We start from the raw sequence: 18,354 nt of genomic DNA on the forward strand, positions 1-18,354 counted from the left end.
TGCGCAGCAGCGTCCTCTAGCGTAGCGTCCTAAAAGGCGAAGCCGAGCTCTAGCTGCGTAGCAGCGTCCTCTAGCGAAGCGTCCTAAAAGGCGAAGCCGATCTCTAGCTGCGAAGCAGCGTCCTCTAGCGTAGCGTCCTGAATCTATTTAAGAATGTCTTTAGCAAAATCCTGCTGACGAATAGTCTGAATATAATTCAGTACATTTTCGTGCTTAGCCACCAGCGGTTTACCTACTTCATTGCCTTCGATGTAATCGATAATTGGGATCAAGATTAGGTCTGCAGCTGTAAGTTCGTAACCGCAGATAAAAGGATAATCAGCTAGCTGATCAGCAACTACGGATAGTGCGTTTTCGATACCTGGGACAGCAGCTTCAACTTTATCCATGCGTACTGTGCCGTTTTCACCTTTCGGGAAGATGAACTCAAGCAGCACCTTACGTACGATTTCAAAATCGACATAGATACCGCTGATACCACTCCACGCTTCCACTTGAGCTTGAGCATAAGGGTCAGTTGGATAAAGTTTTGCGCCGCCGTATTCATTTTCTAAGTAATGCAGAATCGCAACGGTCTCTGGAATTGGTCCTTTCTCAGTTAGAAGCACTGGAAATTTGGTATATGGGTGGATCGCTTTATGGCCTGGGGTATGAAAATCCACTGCTTCGCCATCCACTTGTGTAGTTACCTCGTAAGGCAATCCTTTTAGCTCGCAAGCCATCATCACACTGCGCACAAATGTACTGAAAGATGGACCATAAATTCGGATTGGTGCAGTCATGCTTAAACTCCTGTTATCTAATTCGGTTAACTCATTCGGTTAACTACCTGAGCTCCACTTTATTGACCGACACAATATGTTCAAGAACATATTTTAAACTTATGCCATACTCCGGCATAAGCAAGTACAGGAGTAGTTTTATGGGTTGGACGGCTGAACAAAAGCAGCAGAGTCGTAAAAAGATTATTGATAGCGCTGCAGAACTCTTTACCAAAGATGGCTTTGATAAAGTGGCGATTAACGATGTGATGAAACACGCCGGCCTTACCCGTGGGGCGTTTTACAATCACTTTGAGTCTAAGAGCGATCTATACGCCGAAGCGATTCTGAGTGCAGCCCACCTAGCCAAAAGCCATACCATTGAACGCTCTGGTTTTCAGCTATCGGATATAATTGAAACTTACCTCAGCGACAAACATCGAAACGGTGAGTTCTGCTGTCCATTAGCGTTTTTAACCACTGATATTCATCAACGAGATGATCAGGTTCGCACCACCTATACGCGCGTACTGAAAGGCTTTATCAATAATATCCATGAGCTAAATGAAGGCCAGCCAGCCCTCGATGAGAGCGAAGCGATTAAGAAAGCAGTGTTAATGATTGGCGGTGTTGCGATTGCAAGAGCTGTTAATGAAGACGATTTTGCAGAGCAGCTATTAAGTGCCTGTCGAGAAGGGGTTAATAAGGGCGGGTAAGAATCGGATAAAGGCAGGAAGAAACAGCTTGGTGCGGATAAAATCAGCTCTAAACGAAAAACCGGCTAAAAGCATCTCTGCTCTTAGCCGGTTTTAGCTGACCTTAGCTGTTAACAGCCGGTCTTAACTTTTACTTGCCCCACGAATCACGCAAGCCAGCGGTACGGTTAAATACTAACTTATCAGCTGTAGAGTCTGAATCTACGCAGAAGTAACCGGTACGTTCAAACTGGTAAGCGCTTTCTACTGCAGCATCAACCAGACCTACTTCACAACGGCTGTCAGTTCTAATCACTAGAGATTCTGGGTTGATGAACTCAAGGAAATCTTTTTCCTTATCACCTGTTGGGTTTGCTTCTGAGAACAAACGATCGTACTCGCGCACTTCACAAGGTACAGAGTTATCAGCAGATACCCAGTGTACAACGCCTTTAGCTTTGTAGCCTTCAGGGTTAGCGCCGGCAGTTGCTGGATCGTAAGTACATTTCAGCTCAACAACGTTACCGTCTGCGTCTTTGATAACTTCTTGACAGGTAATAACGTAAGAGCCACGTAGACGAACCGCAACGCCTTGCGTTAGACGCTTCCACTTACGTGGCGGTACTTCAGCAAAGTCATCTTGCTCGATAAGAATGTTGCGTGTGAACGGTACTTTACGAACACCCATAGTTTCATCTTTAGGGTGTTTAGGTAGCTCGAACCACTCTTCCTGACCTTCGTCATAGTTAGTGATTGTGACTTTCAGTGGCTGAACAACACACATTGCACGCGGTGCATTTTTATCTAGATCTTCACGCACGAAGAATTCGAACTGTGCCATATCAACTGTGCCGTCAGTTTTAGCAACCGCTAGGCTGTCACAGAAGTTACGTACAGAAGCTGGCGTATAACCACGACGACGTAGGCCAGAGATAGTTGGCATACGTGGGTCATCCCAACCATTGACATGGTTCTCATCAACAAGCTGCTTCAGCTTACGCTTACTGGTTACTGTGTAGTTTAGGTTTAGACGACCAAACTCATACTGACGTGGCTGTGATGGTACAGGTAGGTTTTCGATGAACCACTCGTACAATGGGCGGTGATCAGCAAACTCTAGCGTACAGATCGAGTGCGTTACGCCTTCAATCGCATCTTCTTGACCATGTGCAAAGTCGTAGCTTGGGTAGATGCACCACTTGTCACCTGTTTGGTGGTGAGACTCTTTACGAATACGGTAAAGAATCGGGTCACGCAGGTTCATGTTAGACGATGCCATGTCGATCTTAGCGCGCAGTACACAGCTACCTTCGTCAAACTCACCCTTGCGCATGCGTTCTAGAAGGTCAAGGTTCTCTTCAGGTGAACGCTCGCGGAACGGGCTGTCTTTACCTGGTTCAGTTGCCCAACCACGGTATTCTTTTGCTTCTTCTGGGCTCAGGTCACAAACGTATGCGTTGCCTTCACGAACAAGGTGCTGCGCCCACTCGTAGAACTGATCAAAGTAGTTTGACGCGTAACGAACTTCACCCGCCCACTTAAAACCTAACCATTCAACGTCTTGCTTGATCGCATCAACGTATTCTTGATCTTCTTTGGTCGGGTTAGTGTCATCAAAACGTAGATTACATTCGCCGTTATATTTCTCAGCAGTGCCAAAGTTCAGGCAGATAGACTTAGCGTGGCCAATGTGAAGATAACCATTTGGCTCTGGCGGAAAACGTGTAACAACTTTTCCGTTGTTCTTACCGTCTTCCAGATCCTGTTCAATCACCTGATGAATAAAGTTAGTAGGTTTACTGCTTTCTGTATTGCTCATAAAAACGTCTTAATCCCGACATTGCATGAATTCTGAATTGCCCTGAAACGCGTCCACATCTATAGGGCATAAATTGTTGTACATTATAAACGGATGCGCCGCCTAATTGGCAGTGAATATCAGTAAGATTTTTTCAATAAATTTCTAAGTAATCCCCGCATACCAAAAAGGCCGCCTACAATTCTTTGGGGTTGGTACTTTAGAATCAATTATTCGCCACTTAGGAATAAACAGTGATGCGTTTCTCTTAGACTTGCGTATAATGGGCCAGTCAAAGGCGAAGAAGTGGACTTTACAACAATGATCATCCTCCATACTAATTTTGGTGATATCTCTATAGAGCTAGACCACGAAAAAGCTCCGAAAACAGCAGCAAACTTCGAGCAATATGTCACGGAAGGCTTCTACGATGGCGTTATTTTCCATCGTGTAATCAATGGCTTCATGATCCAAGGCGGCGGTTTTGAACCAGGTATGGTACAAAAAACCACTCGCGAAACTATTGAAAACGAAGCAGACAACGGTCTATCTAATGCGGCAGGCACTATCGCTATGGCACGCACAATGGATCCACACAGCGCATCTGCACAGTTCTTTATTAATGTTTCTGACAACACTTTCCTTGACCACACAGCTAAGACAACTGAAGGCTGGGGTTACGCGGTATTTGGTAAAGTTGTTGACGGTATGGATGTAGTTAACAAACTAAAAGCTGCATCGACTACTATCCGCGCAGGCCACCAAGATGTACCGGTTGAAGATATCATCATCGAATCAGCTGAAATCGTTACAGAAGAAGTAGAAAGCGCAGAAGAAGAATAATGCCCGTATACTTTGTCTCAGATATACATCTGAAACCTGAACGCCCGGATCTTACCCGGGCGTTTTCATATTTCCTAGAACATACTGCTACCGATGCGACACAGCTGTATCTTCTAGGGGATATTTTCGAAGTATGGATTGGCGACGATTGCCCTACCCCCGGCTTGGATGATCTTTTACAACAACTCAAAACATTGAGTGACAAAGGCTGTGAAATTTTCTTCCAACACGGCAACCGCGATTTCTTGGTCGGCGAACAGTTCTGCCAAAGCATCGGAGCTAAATTGCTACCTGAAGAACTTGTGCTTTCACTGCCAATTGGTAATACCGTGGTTCTTCATGGTGATCAGCTTTGCAGTGATGATACGGAGTACATGCAGTTCCGCTCTTTGGTTCGCAATCCACAATGGCAACAAGATTTCTTAAGTAAGTCATTAGAAGAGCGTTTAGCTATCGCTCGACAACTGAGAGACACCAGCAAACAACGCACAACCGAAAAGTCTGATTACATCACTGATGTAAATGCAGACGCGGTTAAACAATCTTTTGCTGATAACAAAGTTTCACTGATGATCCATGGTCATACCCATAGACCTGCTATACATGAAGTGGAGCTAGCTTCCGAGTCTGCGACACGTATTGTGCTCGGCGATTGGGACAAACTCGGCTGGTATCTTAAAGTCGATCAAGATGGTTACGATCTCATTAGCTTCGAAATCGAGTGATGTAGGAGCTCACCCCGTGAGCGATAAATGATAAAAATCGCCCACGGGGGTGGGCTCCTACATAATAATCAGATGAATGTTGGTGCACCGCTATGGAAACGGAACTCATCATCTGGTGACTCAATTAGCTCACGCTCAACTTCGCGGAAAAATGCCACGCGCTCATCAATTGGCTCGCCGGCATAATCTTCAGCAAGACCCAAGTAATCTTGATAATGACGGCCTTCAGACTTCAGTAATGAACGATAGAACTTCGCAAGTTCATCATCTAAAAACGGAGCAAGCTTGGCAAAACGCTCACATGAACGCGCTTCTATAAAAGCACCAATAATCAGCACATCGATCAAACGGCCCGGTTCTGAAGTACGAACATGGGAACGCATACCGCCCGCATATCGAGCAGAAGACATATGGTCATAAACCACACCTCGATCCTGCATGATCGCCAACACTTGCTCAAAGTGAATTAGCTCTTCACGCGCCAAACGTGACATCTTGTTTAGCAACTCAAGACGATCAACATAGCGAAACATCAATGTCATTGCTGTCGAAGCCGCTTTCTTCTCACAATGCGCATGATCAATCAGAAGAATATCCTGATTCTGCAATGCAGCTTGAATCCAAGAATCGGGAGTTTCACATGCTAAAAATTCTTTGATCTCGTCGAGAGCGTCCATTAATACCTGACCTAACACACGTTGTAATAAGGAGGCGCATTATAGCCATTGATATGAGACTTTTTAACCTAAGAAGCTCTATATTCCTTAACTGATTGATCTACTACAATAAAATGGTCCAATTCGGTTGAGCCGTACAATGCGAACTTTTCTAACACTGCTGTTATTAATATCAAGCCACCTTAGTGCAGACACTCTATCGATCGGTGTGCATGCTAATTACGTTAATGAGCATTTTAAATTAGCCGCAGGTAGAGCCGGCTATTCAAATGTATTGCCTGTAAAAGAGTGCCCAGAACTAGACTCCGAACAACTTAAAGGTTCTCAACGAATCACCATGGATATCATGGTCATTTGCAACGCAGTCAAATCGGCCAAATACGTCGACCTACTTCGACTAGTCCCATACCCTAATGTTGCCCGCGGTCTTCAACTAGCTAACAACAATAAGATTGATATGGTTGGCCAATCGCTGTTTGAGGGCGATCATCGTAAGGAAGAAAACCTATTAATCACTCACCCTGTTATTCGAATAGGGGAATTCCAGGTCGGCATTTTTTCTACTAAGAACAGAACTGACATTTTGGAGTTAGGTGATAGTATCGATGTCACTAAATTAAGAGGCGTTACCGTTAAAAGCTGGAAAACCGACCAAGCCGCGCTCAACAACATAGGAACTAAGCAAGTCAACTTACTACCCACTAGAAACCTTATTGCTAATTTTATCTCCAGTGGCCGTGGAGACTTTACCCTCTCCTACCTTAAAGAGCCGGTAGTCACGAGGATCGGCGGAGAGCTAATCCGAGTACCAGGGGTAAAAGTCAGCTTTGATGCGTCCCGCTCGTTTATTTTGCCGGCACGTAATACTCAGCTTTACACTATTCTGCAAAGCTACATCCAAGAGCAAAGACAAAAATCACCAGATGCGATTCGCCAAGCTTATATACACGCAGGTTTTATTACTGAAGATTACGATCACTGGCGTGATCTTGCTGAGTAGCAGGCAAGATTAAGTAGCATTATCTTTCAGTCGTAACGAGCTTCAGCGCCAAACCAACAAAGACGGTGCCTGCCACTTTATTAATAATCGACTGACCCAATTCGGAATCTTGAATCCAACCGCGTAAACTCCCCGAAAGTAGCGCCACTGAGCTCATGACAAAGAAAGCTACAACGATAAAAACCATACTTAAGGTAAATAACTGCAGACTCAGTGAGCCAACCGCTGGGTCGGCAAACTGAGGCAGGAAGGCCATAAAGAAGATCGCCAATTTAGGGTTAGTAGAACTCATCAGAATCCCACGACGATAGAGTTGCATCGCACTAAGCTGTGGCTGCTCTGACATAGATACGTTAGCAGCAGCCGCACGAAAAGACATAAACGCCAAATAAAGCAGATAAACCACACCGACGATTTTAAGCAGGGTAAACGCCACAGCACTGGCCTGAAATATTGCAGCTACACCTAAAGTGACAGCAACGGTGTGAAATAACAGACCGGTACATAAGCCCAAGGTGACAATAATCCCGGCTTTACGACCATGAAGAATCGATTGAATCAAAACAAAAATATTATCAGGCCCCGGCGCATAGGAGATTAACGTAGACGCAACAATAAATCCGATCAGCACATCAACACTTAACATACTCATAACTACCTAAAATATTTATCTACAGTGGATCATAATCAGTCATCGCAATCATTCAAATCCCTATTCAATCTAAATCTGTTTCTTTTTTGGGGGCACGACCATTTTTTGGTAGCAAACACTATCGGGAGTTATAAAAGCGATAAAGGAGTGCAATTTATTTTTTTATTCCGAAAAATATCAATAACCCTCATATATCAGTAACTTAAAATCTAATTTTCAGTTAAAAAAACTACCAGAATTTTTAAAAGCCTAGCGTTAATCCCCCTTCTTAAATAAATATCAGCAGAAAGAAGTATTTCCTTGTAATTTTTCTTCGAAAAGTCATAAAAAACCTTGTATACTGTCGCGCAATTTTAGGACCTCACTTAGTCGAGTATAGAGATGACAGACTTAACCAAGTACAGAAACATCGGTATTTTCGCGCACGTAGATGCGGGTAAAACCACAACAACAGAACGTATCCTTAAGCTTACTGGTAAGATCCATAAGATGGGTGACGTTCACGATGGCGAAGCTACTACTGACTTCATGGAGCAGGAAGCTGAGCGTGGTATCACAATCCAGTCTGCAGCGACGACTTGTTTCTGGAAAGATCACCGCATGAACATCATCGATACTCCGGGCCACGTTGACTTCACAGTTGAAGTATACCGTTCCCTAAAAGTACTTGATGGTGGTGTAGGTGTATTCTGTGGTTCCGGTGGTGTAGAACCTCAGTCTGAAACTAACTGGCGTTACGCGAACGAGTCTGAAGTAGCTCGTTTGATCTTCGTAAACAAACTAGACCGTCTTGGTGCTGACTTCTACCGCGTTGTAGATCAGGTTAAGAACGTACTAGGCGCTAACCCACTAGTTATGACTCTACCAATCGGCCGTGAAGACAACTTCACAGGTGTTGTAGACGTTCTATCTCAAAAAGCTTACATCTGGGACGATTCTGGCCTTCCAGAGAACTACGAAGTAACTGACATCCCTGCTGACCTAGTAGACGATGCGGCTATGTACCGTGAGCAACTAATCGAAACTGCTCTAGAGCAAGACGAAGACCTAATGATGGAATACCTAGAAGAAGGTACTGAGCCATCAATGGACGACATCAAGCGTTGCATTCGTGAAGGTACTCGTAAGCTAGACTTCTTCCCAACTTTCTGTGGTTCTGCATACAAGAACAAAGGTATCCAGCTTGTTCTAGATGCTGTTGTTGACTACCTACCGAACCCAGTAGAAGTTGACGCTCAGCCACTAACTGACAAAGAAACTGGTGAGCCAACTGGCGAAGTAGCTACAGTAGCTATAGATGAGCCATTCCGTGCACTTGCATTCAAGATCATGGATGACCGTTTCGGCGCTCTAACTTTCGTACGTGTTTACTCTGGTGTTCTTAACAAGGGTGACACAATCCTTAACTCTTACACTGGCAAAACTGAGCGTATCGGCCGTATGGTTGAGATGCACGCTGATGACCGTACTGAGCTAGATTCTGCTCAAGCTGGTGACATCATCGCAATTGTTGGTATGAAGAACGTTCAGACTGGTCACACTCTATGTGATCAGAAGAACCCTTGTACTCTTGAGCCAATGATCTTCCCTGAGCCAGTAATCTCTATTGCTGTAACTCCTAAGGACAAAGGTTCTACTGAGAAAATGGGTATCGCTATCGGTAAGATGGTTGCAGAAGACCCATCTTTCGTAGTTGAAACTGACGAAGATTCTGGTGAAACAATCCTTAAAGGCATGGGTGAACTTCACCTAGACATTAAGGTAGACATCCTTAAGCGTACTTACGGCGTTGAGCTAGAAGTAGGTAAGCCACAGGTTGCATACCGTGAAACGATCACTCAGTCTGTTGAAGACAGCTACACGCACAAGAAGCAGTCTGGTGGTTCTGGTCAGTACGGTAAGATCGATTACCGCATCAAGCCAGGTGAGCCAAACTCTGGCTTTACGTTCACTTCTACAGTAGTAGGCGGTAACGTACCTAAAGAATTCTTCCCAGCGATCGAAAAAGGCTTCGCTGGCATGATGGAACAAGGTGTACTAGCAGGCTTCCCTGTACTAGACGTTGAAATCGAACTATACGACGGTGGCTTCCACGCGGTTGACTCCTCTGCTGTAGCATTCGAAATCGCAGCTAAAGGCGCTTTCCGTCAGTCTATCCCTAAAGCGGGTGCACAACTTCTTGAGCCAATCATGAAAGTTGACGTATTCACTCCAGATGACAACGTTGGTGATGTAATCGGTGACCTTAACCGTCGTCGTGGCATGATCAAAGACCAAGAAGCTGGCGCTACTGGCGTACGCATCAAAGCAGACGTTCCACTATCTGAAATGTTTGGTTACATCGGTCACCTACGTACTATTACTTCTGGTCGCGGTCAGTTCTCTATGGAATTCGAACGCTATGCAGCATGCCCACAGAATGTTGCTGACGAAGTAATCGCTGAAGTAAAAGCTAAAAACGAAGCTAAGTAATCTAATTACTTAACTCGTTGAAAAAGCCCGCTGAGAAATCAGCGGGCTTTTTTGTTTCTGCCATGAACTCCCTCCTTCTTACACACATACTCTTTAAACGAAGTTTGTCCAATTAAACCCTTTCGACTACCCTGAAGCGAACAACTAAACAGAATTTTTTCTATAGGAGAAATAGCGTGAAAACCATGACTTGCAGGCAACTTGGCGGCGGTTGCGATCTTGAGTTTAAAGCCAATACATTTGAAGAGATGTCCGAACTAGCAAAACAACATGGTATGGAGATGTTTCAGCAACAAGATACCGATCACCTAGCAGCTATGCAAAAAGTACAGCTGATGATGTTAGACCCTGAAGCTATGCAGGCTTGGATGAACGAAAAGCGCGAAGAGTTTAATGCTCTGCCAAATGACTAGCCTTGCCTAATATTGGTATTTGCTTTCGATCGCAGCAAAGGTTCCATCTGCCTTCATCTGATCCATCGCTAACCGAACTTTCTCTACAAAACTTGGCGTCACTCTCAACTTAGAAAACAACAGATAAGTTGACCAAGAAAGTACCTCCATTCGCTCACCGTTGTAGAGAACAATATCGATCTGATCTTCCAGCTCTTGCTTTTGGATGTAGTGCATCACTGGCAGCAGATCACCAACAAACATATCTACTCGATCATTCAGCAACTGTTTAACACTTTGTTCAGTTGAATCAGCCAACTCAACTTTATGAAACTTCTCACTGTCTAACGCCTGTCTGAACAGACCGCTTCCGTATAGATAGCCCGCCCTAACAGAGATATCTTTATCTTTAACATTTGAAAAATCAGGCTGAACCTGAAATTGATCAGATTTGCGCTTAAATAGCACATAGCTTTGCTGAATCAAGACACTATCAACGTAGTAACCCCACTTCTGGCGAGGTTCATTTTTTCCCGCATTAAACAGTAAATCACGCTCTCCATGCTCAGTCACATAGACCGCACGCTTCCAAGGGAAAAACTGAAAATCAATTTGCTTTACGCCGACTCGGGTTAGAGCCTCTTTGGCAATGTCTACAGCAAGCCCTTTCGGTTCGCCATTTTCACGATATTCATAGGGAGGATAATGAAGCGTCGTAGCAAAAACTACTTCTGGAATATCATCAGCTATGGCAGCTGAAGAACATAGCGTACAAAAACATAACAACGTTGCTATGTATCGATTCAACTCCATCTAGCACGCCTCGAATTTCTCAAATATCTAAACAGTATTGTGCATATTCCACATAGATCAAATCAGGCAATTTGCTACTGACTTACGTTAAGCTTTAAGCCACCGATCAGAAGAACACTCATAACACCGCATCAAAGAATATCAGTCACTTTCTTCCAAATGCACGTAACTGCTCGACCCGTACTTAAAAATTACTGATTAACTAAGCCACTCCCTTAGCAACTCAAACAGACTTATAAATCCCCCTCCTATTTCTGATACCATTACGCGAAACCATTCTTTAGGGCCGAAAATGAAATTCGTCAATCTTGATCCAGCTGATGCCTTCGCAAAAGCTATTAAGGCAAGCAGCAAAGATAACAAACTGGTGGTATGCGGTACTGAAGAAGATAAATCTTATATTGAAGAGCACCTTCTAGAAAGCTCGCAATCTCCAAAAGATATTATCCGCGCTGCTGCAAATATCAAAGCAGCTACATGGCTCAGCAAACGACGCCAACTGTTAGAATCAGATGAGGAGTTAAACCTCGCAGAAATAACCGGCGAATTTAAAGCTGAATCAAGCGATAAACAGGGCTTTAATCTTGCGACAGACTTTGTCACAGGCGAGGCCGTTGATAATCTTCTAGGCGTCAAAATTAAAACTGATAGCAGTTGGAAGATCCCTGCTCATTTTAAATTTGGTGGCTGGAACGCTTGCCCTGAACCTGAGGTTCACTGCGCGATGTGGAAACACTGGCAGCTTAAGTATGGCGCTAAGATTGTCGGCGTCAGCAACGACGTGATTGAAGCCTATATCACTAAGCCACCACAAACCACCGAAGAAGCAATGGAACTGGCTTGGGAGCAATATCTATATTGTCCGGATATTGTAGATCAAGGCGTTGAAACAGTTTCAAAACTAGCAGAAGTTCTACTTAACCACGACTGCTGGTACTTCTGGTGGGATTAGGTTTAAAGACAGGCCAAGTTCGGTAGAAAACGGCTAAAAGCAGCAAAAGACTGATAGAGAAAGAACTTACAGAGTAAAGCCCCGTTCTGACAGCTAAATGACTGGCCGTCAAAACAGGCTTAGGGTACTGTCCTTACACCTACATACCTAATACCGAGTTAAGGATGACATTAAAATCCAAAGCACTTCTCATAGCTTTCCTGCTAGTAGGTTTGTCGCTCATACCTGTTGGAGACTCCGCCGGTAAACTGCTTGGCATTCAAGGTGTTGATCCACTTTTTATTGCTTGGAGTAGGCTCGCCGTTGGTTTTGCGTTTGTTCTACCCTTCTCTGGATTAACCTTAAAAGAGATAGGCCTGCTATTTAACTGGCGCTTATTAATCCGTGCAGGTTTATTCACCTGCGCTATCTTCAGTATGCTCACAGCGCTGAAAACCGAGCCTATCGCCAATGTCTTTGGTATCTTCTTTATAGGACCAATCGTTTCTTATTTTCTAGCCGGATTAATTCTTAAAGAGACAATTACACCGGCGCGCTCAATCGCTTTGCTTATAGGCTTTGCCGCGGTACTGATGGTAGTAAAACCAGGATTTGATATGGGAACCGGCACACCTTTAGCACTACTAGCAGGTACGTGTTTTGGCTGTATGCTGGTATGCAATCGATGGCTGGCCGGACAATTTAGACCAAGACTCATTCTGGTATCCACTCTCTTAGCAGGCAGTTTAGCCCTAGCGCCTATAGCTGTACCTACCATTCCTACAGAATTAGATACTAATCTAATCACACTAGTATTAGTGAGCTCACTCGCTTCTGCCATTGGCAATCTAATTATCCTGCAAGCCAGCAAACACCTAGAAGCCAGTATTGTTGCGCCGTTCGTTTATTCTCAACTCATTATCGCCACTACACTTGGCGTTGTGTTGTTTGATGAATGGCCAGATATGATCAGTGGTATTGGACTCATCATTATCTTTTCTTCTGGTGTATGCTCTTTTTTCCTATCCAACAAAAAGCCATCTAACTCATAAGAAAATGGCCTTTTAGTTTTTTTGGATAAAAAAAACCACGCTAAAAAGCGTGGCCATTAAGGAAGAGCTGGAGTATCTACTCTGATAGGAAAATAGAACCCCAGTGAGCCCTTCAGGGTTACTCTAGAACTAGAAACTGTCTCCTGGAATGCGTAGATTACCTTCCATAATTACACGGGCACTTCGGCTCATTACCGCTTTCTTAGCAGTCCAATCGCCGTTAACCTCTTCAGCGGCAGCACCGACACGCAATGTGCCAGATGGGTGACCAAAAGTTACCGCTTCACGCTCACCACCACCGGCAGCAAGGTTAACTAAGGTTCCTGGTACAGCTGCAGCTGTTGCAATAGCAACAGAGGCCGTGCCCATCATCGCATGGTGTAACTTGCCCATAGATAATGCACGTACACATACATCAATATCGTTTGCAGAGATCTGCTTACCGCTTGATGCTTCGTAGTCAGTCGCAGGCGCAACAAACGCAATCTTCGGCGTATGCTGACGTGCAACTGCTTCAGAGATATCGCTGATCAAACCCATCTGCACAGCACCGTGTGCACGCATAGTTTCGAAACGCGCCAACTCATCGGCATTACCATTAATATCTTTCTGTAGCTCAGTGCCTTTGTAGCCAATATCTTCAGCATTCACGAAGATAGTCGGGATACCTGCATTGATAAATGTTGCTTTAAAGGTACCAATGCCCGGTACTTCCATATCATCAACCAAGTTACCCGTTGGGAACATCGAACCTTCACCATCAGCAGGGTCCATAAACTCGATCACAACTTCAGCCGCGGGGAAAGTTACACCGTCCAACTCAAAATCACCGGTTTCCTGCACTTCACCATTAGTGATTGGCACGTGAGCAATGATGGTTTTCTTAATATTCTTTTGCCAGATACGAACTGTGCAGATACCGTTTTCAGGAATGCGCTCAGGGTCAACTAGACCGCCACTGATCGCGAAAGCACCTACCGCTGCAGTCAAGTTTCCGCAATTACCCGACCAATCTACGAAAGGCTTGTTGATCGCTACCTGACCGAACAGATAATCCACATCGTGATCTGGTTCTGAACTTTTATCCAGAATAACGGTTTTACTGGTACTGGATGTAGCACCGCCCATACCATCAATCTGCTGACCGTAAGGGTCTGGGCTACCAATCACACGCATTAGTATGTTGTCACGAGCTTCGCCAGGCTCTTGCGCTACTTCTGGCAGATCCTGACGACGAAAGAAAACACCTTTACTGGTTCCACCGCGATAGTAAGTCGCTGGAATTTTTATCTGTGGTACGTGTGACATAAACTTTTCCTACTTGATTCACACAGCTATCTAACGCTGCTCTATCAATTCGAATAAAACGCTTAGTAACAATGGCTGACATGACCTTGTATTCAAGGCCACATGCAGTCTCTACTCTGGCCAGTCATTGTTAGTAAAAGCTTTGCTTCTTTCTGTTTTCGGCAAAATGATGGGCGCTGCTTGCTCGACTTTGAAACCCCAGCCCTACGTGAGCCTGTAGAGCTAGGATTTGCAAACAACGCCTATCGAACTGTTAGCTAATGCTTCCGTCACCCCAGCGCAGGCTGGGGTCTACTTTATCTAGTGTAGATTCCAGCCTTCGCTGGAATGACAATCAAAGGTGCTTATGCATCGCCTTCTAGGAAATCTTTAGCGAAACGCTGTAGAACACCACCCGCGTTGTACACATGTACTTCCGCAGCAGTATCCAAACGACAAGTCACTGGTACTTCTACCTTCTCGCCGTTAGCGCGGTTGATGATCAGAGTTAGATCGCAACGTGGTGAGATATCACCAACGATGTCGAAAGTCTCAGTACCATCAATACCGTATGTGTTACGAGTATCACCCTCTTTGAACTGAACAGGTAGTACACCCATACCAACTAAGTTAGTACGGTGGATACGCTCGAAGCCTTCAGCAACGATCGTTTCAACACCTGCAAGGCGTACACCTTTCGCAGCCCAGTCTCGGGATGAGCCCTGACCGTAGTCAGCACCTGCAACGATGATCAGGTTCTGCTTACGATCCATGTAGGTTTCAATAGCTTCCCACATGCGGCTTTCAGTACCTTCTGGCTCAATACGCGCAAGGGAACCCTGCTTAATCTCACCGTTTTCGTCACGGCACATTTCGTTCAACAGTTTCGGGTTAGCAAACGTTGCACGCTGTGCTGTTAAGTGGTCACCACGGTGAGTTGCGTAAGAGTTAAAGTCTTCTTCTGGAAGACCCATCTTCGCGCAGTATTCACCTGCAGCAGAACTCGCTTGAATCGCATTAGATGGGGACAGGTGGTCAGTTGTGATGTTGTCACCTAGAACCGCCAGCGGACGCATACCTTTCATAGTACGCTCGCCTGCCAGTGCACCTTCCCAGTATGGAGGGCGGCGGATATAAGTAGACATTTTACGCCAGTCGTAAAGCGGGCTTTCTGCGCGCTCAACGTCACCCAGATCGAACATTGGGATGTAGATCTGGTTGAACTGCTCTGGCTTAACTGCCTTAGCTACGATTTCATCGATCTCTTCATCAGATGGCCATAGATCTTTTAGTGTGATCTCTTTGCCATCAACAACAGCCAATACATCATTCTCGATATCGAAACGAACTGTACCTGCGATTGCGTAAGCAACTACTAGCGGTGGCGACGCTAGGAATGCTTGCTTGGCGTGTGGGTGGATACGCCCATCGAAGTTACGGTTACCCGATAGAACAGCTGTTGCGTATAGATCGCGTTCAACGACTTCTTTCTCGATAACAGGATCTAACGCACCGGACATACCGTTACATGTAGTACATGCGTATGCCACGATACCGAAACCTAGTTTCTCAAGTTCTGGTAATAGACCTGCTTCTTCCAAGTAAAGTTTCGCAACTTTTGAACCTGGTGCAAAAGAGGTTTTAACCCAAGGCTTACGCACTAGACCTAGCTCGTTTGCCTTTTTCGCTACCAAACCTGCAGCAACAACGTTGCGCGGGTTAGATGTGTTTGTACAAGATGTGATAGCAGCGATGATTACTGCACCATCTGGCATTAGACCTTCTGCTTCTTCAGCTTTTGCTGCAGCCAACATATCTTCACCAGCGATGCCACGCTCATTTAGCGCAGTCGTTGGTAGACGACGATGTGGGTTAGAAGGGCCAGCCATGTTTCGACCTACAGAAGATAGATCAAACTCAAGTACGCGCTCATACTGAGCTTCAACCAAATCATCAGCCCATAGACCTGTGTGTTTCGCATATTGCTCAACCAGAGCTACTTGCTCTGGTTCACGGCCTGTTAGCTTCAAGTAATCGATAGTCTGCTCATCGATGTAGAACATACCTGCAGACGCACCGTATTCAGGTGTCATGTTAGACAAAGTAGCACGGTCACCGATAGAAAGCGTAGCAGCACCTGGACCGAAGAATTCTAGGTAAGCAGAAACAACTTTTTCGTTACGTAGGAACTCAGTCATTGCTAGTGCAATATCTGTTGCTGTGATGCCAGGCTGGCGCTCACCAACAATTTTCACACCAACAATGTCCGGTAGGCGCATCATAGAAGGCAGACCCAGCATAACTGTTTCTGCTTCGAGACCACCTACACCAATCGCGATTACACCTAGTGCATCAACGTGTGGCGTGTGGGAGTCCGTACCTACACACGTATCTGGGTAAGCAACACCATCACGATTTTGGATAACCGGAGACATCTTCTCCAAGTTGATCTGGTGCATGATGCCGTTACCCGCTGGGATTACATCTACGTTATCAAACGCAGTTTTACACCAGTCGATAAAGTGGAAACGGTCATCGTTACGGCGATCTTCAATCGCACGGTTTTTCTCAAATGCATCTGGATCGAAACCTGGCGCTTCAACAGCCAGAGAGTGGTCAACGATAAGCTGAGTCGGTACAACAGGGTTTACCTTAGATGGATCACCGCCTTGATCAGCAATCGCGTCACGCAGACCTGCTAGGTCAACCAGTGCTGTCTGACCAAGGATGTCATGACATACAACACGCGCTGGATACCATGGAAAATCCAGTGTGCGTTTAGTTTCGATTAATTGTTTTAGAGAGTCGGTCAGCGCAGATGGCTCACAGCGACGCACCAGTTGCTCAGCCAAAACACGAGAGGTGTAAGGCAATTTTGCGTAAGCACCTGGCTGGATATCTTCAATCGCTTGGCGGGTATCAAAGAAATCTATAGAGGTACCCGGAAGAGGCTTGCGGTATTCAGTATTCATGGCACAACCTGTCAGGTTCATTCAAGCCAAGAGGGGTTAGCAAAGCTAATCTCTCAGCTTTTTATTATTCAAATCAGGACAGCGATCCGGCTGATAGCTCAAACCGCTGTTGCTGTCGTCTCTTATGGACGATCTTCGATAGCAACCCAATCAGCCGTTTCTGGACCAGTGTAGTCAGCAGATGGACGGATGATACGGTTGTTAGCGCGCTGCTCCATTACGTGAGCAGTCCAACCTGCTGCACGAGAGCATACGAAGATAGGCGTAAACAGCTTCGTAGGAATACCCATGAAGTTGTATGCAGATGCGTGGAAGAAGTCTGCGTTACAGAACAACTTCTTCTCGCGCCACATAACTGCTTCAACACGCTCAGAAACTGCGTACAGGTGAGTGTCACCAACCTGCTCAGATAGTTTCTTAGACCACTCTTTGATAATCGCGTTACGTGGGTCAGATTCGCGGTAGATCGCGTGACCGAAGCCCATGATCTTATCTTTACGCGCCAACATGCCCATGATTGCTTCTTCAGCTTCATCCGCAGATTTCCACTGTTGAACCATGTCCATTGCTGCTTCGTTAGCACCACCGTGCAGAGGACCACGTAGGGAACCAATTGCAGCCGTCACACAGCTATGGATATCAGATAGCGTAGATGCACATACACGCGCAGTGAATGTAGACGCGTTGAATTCGTGCTCAGCGTAAAGGATCAAAGACGCGTGCATTACTTCAACATGCAGCGGCTCAGGCTTCTCGTTGTGAAGCGTCCATAGGAACTGCTCAGCAATAGAATCAGCATCAGTTTCAACGTTTACACGTACGCCGTTGTGGCTGAAGTTGTACCAGTAGTTGATCATGCCAGGGAAGATTGCAAGCATACGATCGATATGATCGTGCTGCTCAGAGAAATCTTTCTCTTCTTCTAGGTTACCCAACATAGAGCAACCTGTACGCATCACGTCCATTGGGTGCGCTTCAGCAGGAATCTGTTCTAGAACTGTTTTTAGTGCTTCTGGCAGTGCACGCATACCTTTTAACTTAGCTTTGTATGCATCTAGCTCAGCCTGATTTGGCAGTTTTCCGTAAAGTAGAAGATAAGCAACTTCTTCAAACTGCGCTTTATCAGATAGTTCTTTGATATCGTAACCACGGTAAGTCAGACCTGAACCTGTTTTACCTACAGTACATAATGCCGTTTCACCTGCAGACTGACCTCGTAGACCAGCACCACCCAGTTTTTTGTCGACCATGATTATGCTCCTGTTTCCTATCTATGCGGGTTCT

Annotated in this window: 16 protein-coding genes; 8 read left to right on the top strand and 8 right to left on the bottom strand. The window is 45.4% G+C overall.

Annotated features, from left to right (window positions below; all coding sequences use genetic code 11):
- Positions 1–143: 143 nt before the first annotated feature.
- Positions 144–782 (bottom strand): glutathione S-transferase family protein, encoded by a 639-nt coding sequence (locus ACMXYP_RS10075; protein ID WP_415881512.1) that lies wholly within the window; start codon positions 780–782, stop codon positions 144–146.
- Between the two features lie 140 nt (positions 783–922).
- Here ACMXYP_RS10075 and ACMXYP_RS10080 point away from each other — a divergent pair, with 140 nt between their 5' ends.
- On the top strand, positions 923–1,477 hold the full coding sequence (locus tag ACMXYP_RS10080) for a TetR/AcrR family transcriptional regulator (RefSeq protein ID WP_415881513.1): 555 nt from the start codon (positions 923–925) through the stop codon (positions 1,475–1,477).
- Positions 1,478–1,607: 130 nt separating this feature from the next.
- Here ACMXYP_RS10080 and ACMXYP_RS10085 read toward each other — a convergent pair whose 3' ends face one another.
- Positions 1,608–3,275 (bottom strand): glutamine--tRNA ligase/YqeY domain fusion protein, encoded by a 1,668-nt coding sequence (locus tag ACMXYP_RS10085; RefSeq protein ID WP_415881514.1) that lies wholly within the window; start codon positions 3,273–3,275, stop codon positions 1,608–1,610.
- 300 nt (positions 3,276–3,575) lie between these two features.
- Here ACMXYP_RS10085 and ACMXYP_RS10090 point away from each other — a divergent pair, with 300 nt between their 5' ends.
- Entirely contained in the window at positions 3,576–4,097 is a 522-nt protein-coding gene (locus tag ACMXYP_RS10090) for a peptidylprolyl isomerase (protein WP_415884660.1), read from the top strand.
- Positions 4,097–4,822: a UDP-2,3-diacylglucosamine diphosphatase gene (locus ACMXYP_RS10095; RefSeq protein WP_415881515.1), complete on the top strand. Its 726-nt coding sequence runs from the start codon at positions 4,097–4,099 to the stop codon at positions 4,820–4,822. Before ACMXYP_RS10090 ends, ACMXYP_RS10095 begins: the two co-directional genes overlap by 1 nt.
- A 68-nt stretch (positions 4,823–4,890) precedes the next feature.
- Here ACMXYP_RS10095 and ACMXYP_RS10100 read toward each other — a convergent pair whose 3' ends face one another.
- Entirely contained in the window at positions 4,891–5,499 is a 609-nt protein-coding gene (locus ACMXYP_RS10100) for a tRNA-(ms[2]io[6]A)-hydroxylase (protein ID WP_415881516.1), read from the bottom strand.
- A gap of 139 nt (positions 5,500–5,638) precedes the next feature.
- Between ACMXYP_RS10100 and ACMXYP_RS10105 the strand changes: the two genes are divergently transcribed.
- A complete protein-coding gene (locus tag ACMXYP_RS10105; protein ID WP_415881517.1) occupies positions 5,639–6,499 on the top strand; it encodes a hypothetical protein in 861 nt (286 codons plus the stop codon).
- A gap of 19 nt (positions 6,500–6,518) precedes the next feature.
- On the opposite strand, the gene ACMXYP_RS10110 is transcribed toward ACMXYP_RS10105, so the two are convergent.
- Positions 6,519–7,151 carry a LysE family translocator gene (locus ACMXYP_RS10110; protein WP_415881518.1) on the bottom strand — a complete coding sequence of 211 codons (633 nt, stop codon included), beginning with the start codon at positions 7,149–7,151 and terminating at the stop codon, positions 6,519–6,521.
- Between the two features lie 381 nt (positions 7,152–7,532).
- Here ACMXYP_RS10110 and fusA point away from each other — a divergent pair, with 381 nt between their 5' ends.
- Positions 7,533–9,623 (top strand): elongation factor G, encoded by a 2,091-nt coding sequence (gene fusA, locus ACMXYP_RS10115; protein WP_415881519.1) that lies wholly within the window; start codon positions 7,533–7,535, stop codon positions 9,621–9,623.
- A gap of 185 nt (positions 9,624–9,808) precedes the next feature.
- Positions 9,809–10,036: a DUF1059 domain-containing protein gene (locus ACMXYP_RS10120; RefSeq protein ID WP_415884661.1), complete on the top strand. Its 228-nt coding sequence runs from the start codon at positions 9,809–9,811 to the stop codon at positions 10,034–10,036.
- Between the two features lie 6 nt (positions 10,037–10,042).
- On the opposite strand, the gene ACMXYP_RS10125 is transcribed toward ACMXYP_RS10120, so the two are convergent.
- Entirely contained in the window at positions 10,043–10,828 is a 786-nt protein-coding gene (locus tag ACMXYP_RS10125; protein WP_415881520.1) for a substrate-binding periplasmic protein, read from the bottom strand.
- A 292-nt stretch (positions 10,829–11,120) separates the two neighbouring features.
- Here ACMXYP_RS10125 and ACMXYP_RS10130 point away from each other — a divergent pair, with 292 nt between their 5' ends.
- Positions 11,121–11,780: a DUF4253 domain-containing protein gene (locus ACMXYP_RS10130; protein ID WP_415881521.1), complete on the top strand. Its 660-nt coding sequence runs from the start codon at positions 11,121–11,123 to the stop codon at positions 11,778–11,780.
- A gap of 164 nt (positions 11,781–11,944) precedes the next feature.
- Positions 11,945–12,811, top strand: a complete 867-nt coding sequence (locus ACMXYP_RS10135) for a DMT family transporter (RefSeq protein ID WP_415881522.1) — start codon at positions 11,945–11,947, stop codon at positions 12,809–12,811.
- Between the two features lie 129 nt (positions 12,812–12,940).
- On the opposite strand, the gene prpF is transcribed toward ACMXYP_RS10135, so the two are convergent.
- The 3 genes from prpF to prpC all read right to left on the bottom strand — a co-directional run bounded on the left by prpF (position 12,941) and on the right by prpC (position 18,320).
- Positions 12,941–14,119 (bottom strand): 2-methylaconitate cis-trans isomerase PrpF, encoded by a 1,179-nt coding sequence (gene prpF, locus ACMXYP_RS10140; RefSeq protein WP_415881523.1) that lies wholly within the window; start codon positions 14,117–14,119, stop codon positions 12,941–12,943.
- A gap of 344 nt (positions 14,120–14,463) precedes the next feature.
- Positions 14,464–17,070, bottom strand: a complete 2,607-nt coding sequence (gene acnD / locus ACMXYP_RS10145) for a Fe/S-dependent 2-methylisocitrate dehydratase AcnD (RefSeq protein ID WP_415881524.1) — start codon at positions 17,068–17,070, stop codon at positions 14,464–14,466.
- Between the two features lie 122 nt (positions 17,071–17,192).
- The gene (gene prpC / locus ACMXYP_RS10150) at positions 17,193–18,320 is read right to left on the bottom strand and encodes a 2-methylcitrate synthase (protein ID WP_415881525.1); all 1,128 of its coding nucleotides are present in this window, start codon (positions 18,318–18,320) and stop codon (positions 17,193–17,195) included.
- Positions 18,321–18,354: the final 34 nt, after the last annotated feature.

It is taken from the genome of Neptuniibacter sp. QD34_54 (genome assembly GCF_047778055.1).
Classification (GTDB): Bacteria; Pseudomonadota; Gammaproteobacteria; order Pseudomonadales; family Balneatricaceae; genus Neptuniibacter.

Coding starts and splice junctions, on each gene's coding strand:
- ACMXYP_RS10075 (WP_415881512.1), bottom strand. CDS start 782: ATGACTGCACCAATCCGAATTTATGGTCCATCTTTCAGTACATTTGTG.
- ACMXYP_RS10080 (WP_415881513.1), top strand. CDS start 923: ATGGGTTGGACGGCTGAACAAAAGCAGCAGAGTCGTAAAAAGATTATT.
- ACMXYP_RS10085 (WP_415881514.1), bottom strand. CDS start 3,275: ATGAGCAATACAGAAAGCAGTAAACCTACTAACTTTATTCATCAGGTG.
- ACMXYP_RS10090 (WP_415884660.1), top strand. CDS start 3,576: ATGATCATCCTCCATACTAATTTTGGTGATATCTCTATAGAGCTAGAC.
- ACMXYP_RS10095 (WP_415881515.1), top strand. CDS start 4,097: ATGCCCGTATACTTTGTCTCAGATATACATCTGAAACCTGAACGCCCG.
- ACMXYP_RS10100 (WP_415881516.1), bottom strand. CDS start 5,499: ATGGACGCTCTCGACGAGATCAAAGAATTTTTAGCATGTGAAACTCCC.
- ACMXYP_RS10105 (WP_415881517.1), top strand. CDS start 5,639: ATGCGAACTTTTCTAACACTGCTGTTATTAATATCAAGCCACCTTAGT.
- ACMXYP_RS10110 (WP_415881518.1), bottom strand. CDS start 7,151: ATGAGTATGTTAAGTGTTGATGTGCTGATCGGATTTATTGTTGCGTCT.
- fusA (WP_415881519.1), top strand. CDS start 7,533: ATGACAGACTTAACCAAGTACAGAAACATCGGTATTTTCGCGCACGTA.
- ACMXYP_RS10120 (WP_415884661.1), top strand. CDS start 9,809: ATGACTTGCAGGCAACTTGGCGGCGGTTGCGATCTTGAGTTTAAAGCC.
- ACMXYP_RS10125 (WP_415881520.1), bottom strand. CDS start 10,828: ATGGAGTTGAATCGATACATAGCAACGTTGTTATGTTTTTGTACGCTA.
- ACMXYP_RS10130 (WP_415881521.1), top strand. CDS start 11,121: ATGAAATTCGTCAATCTTGATCCAGCTGATGCCTTCGCAAAAGCTATT.
- ACMXYP_RS10135 (WP_415881522.1), top strand. CDS start 11,945: ATGACATTAAAATCCAAAGCACTTCTCATAGCTTTCCTGCTAGTAGGT.
- prpF (WP_415881523.1), bottom strand. CDS start 14,119: ATGTCACACGTACCACAGATAAAAATTCCAGCGACTTACTATCGCGGT.
- acnD (WP_415881524.1), bottom strand. CDS start 17,070: ATGAATACTGAATACCGCAAGCCTCTTCCGGGTACCTCTATAGATTTC.
- prpC (WP_415881525.1), bottom strand. CDS start 18,320: ATGGTCGACAAAAAACTGGGTGGTGCTGGTCTACGAGGTCAGTCTGCA.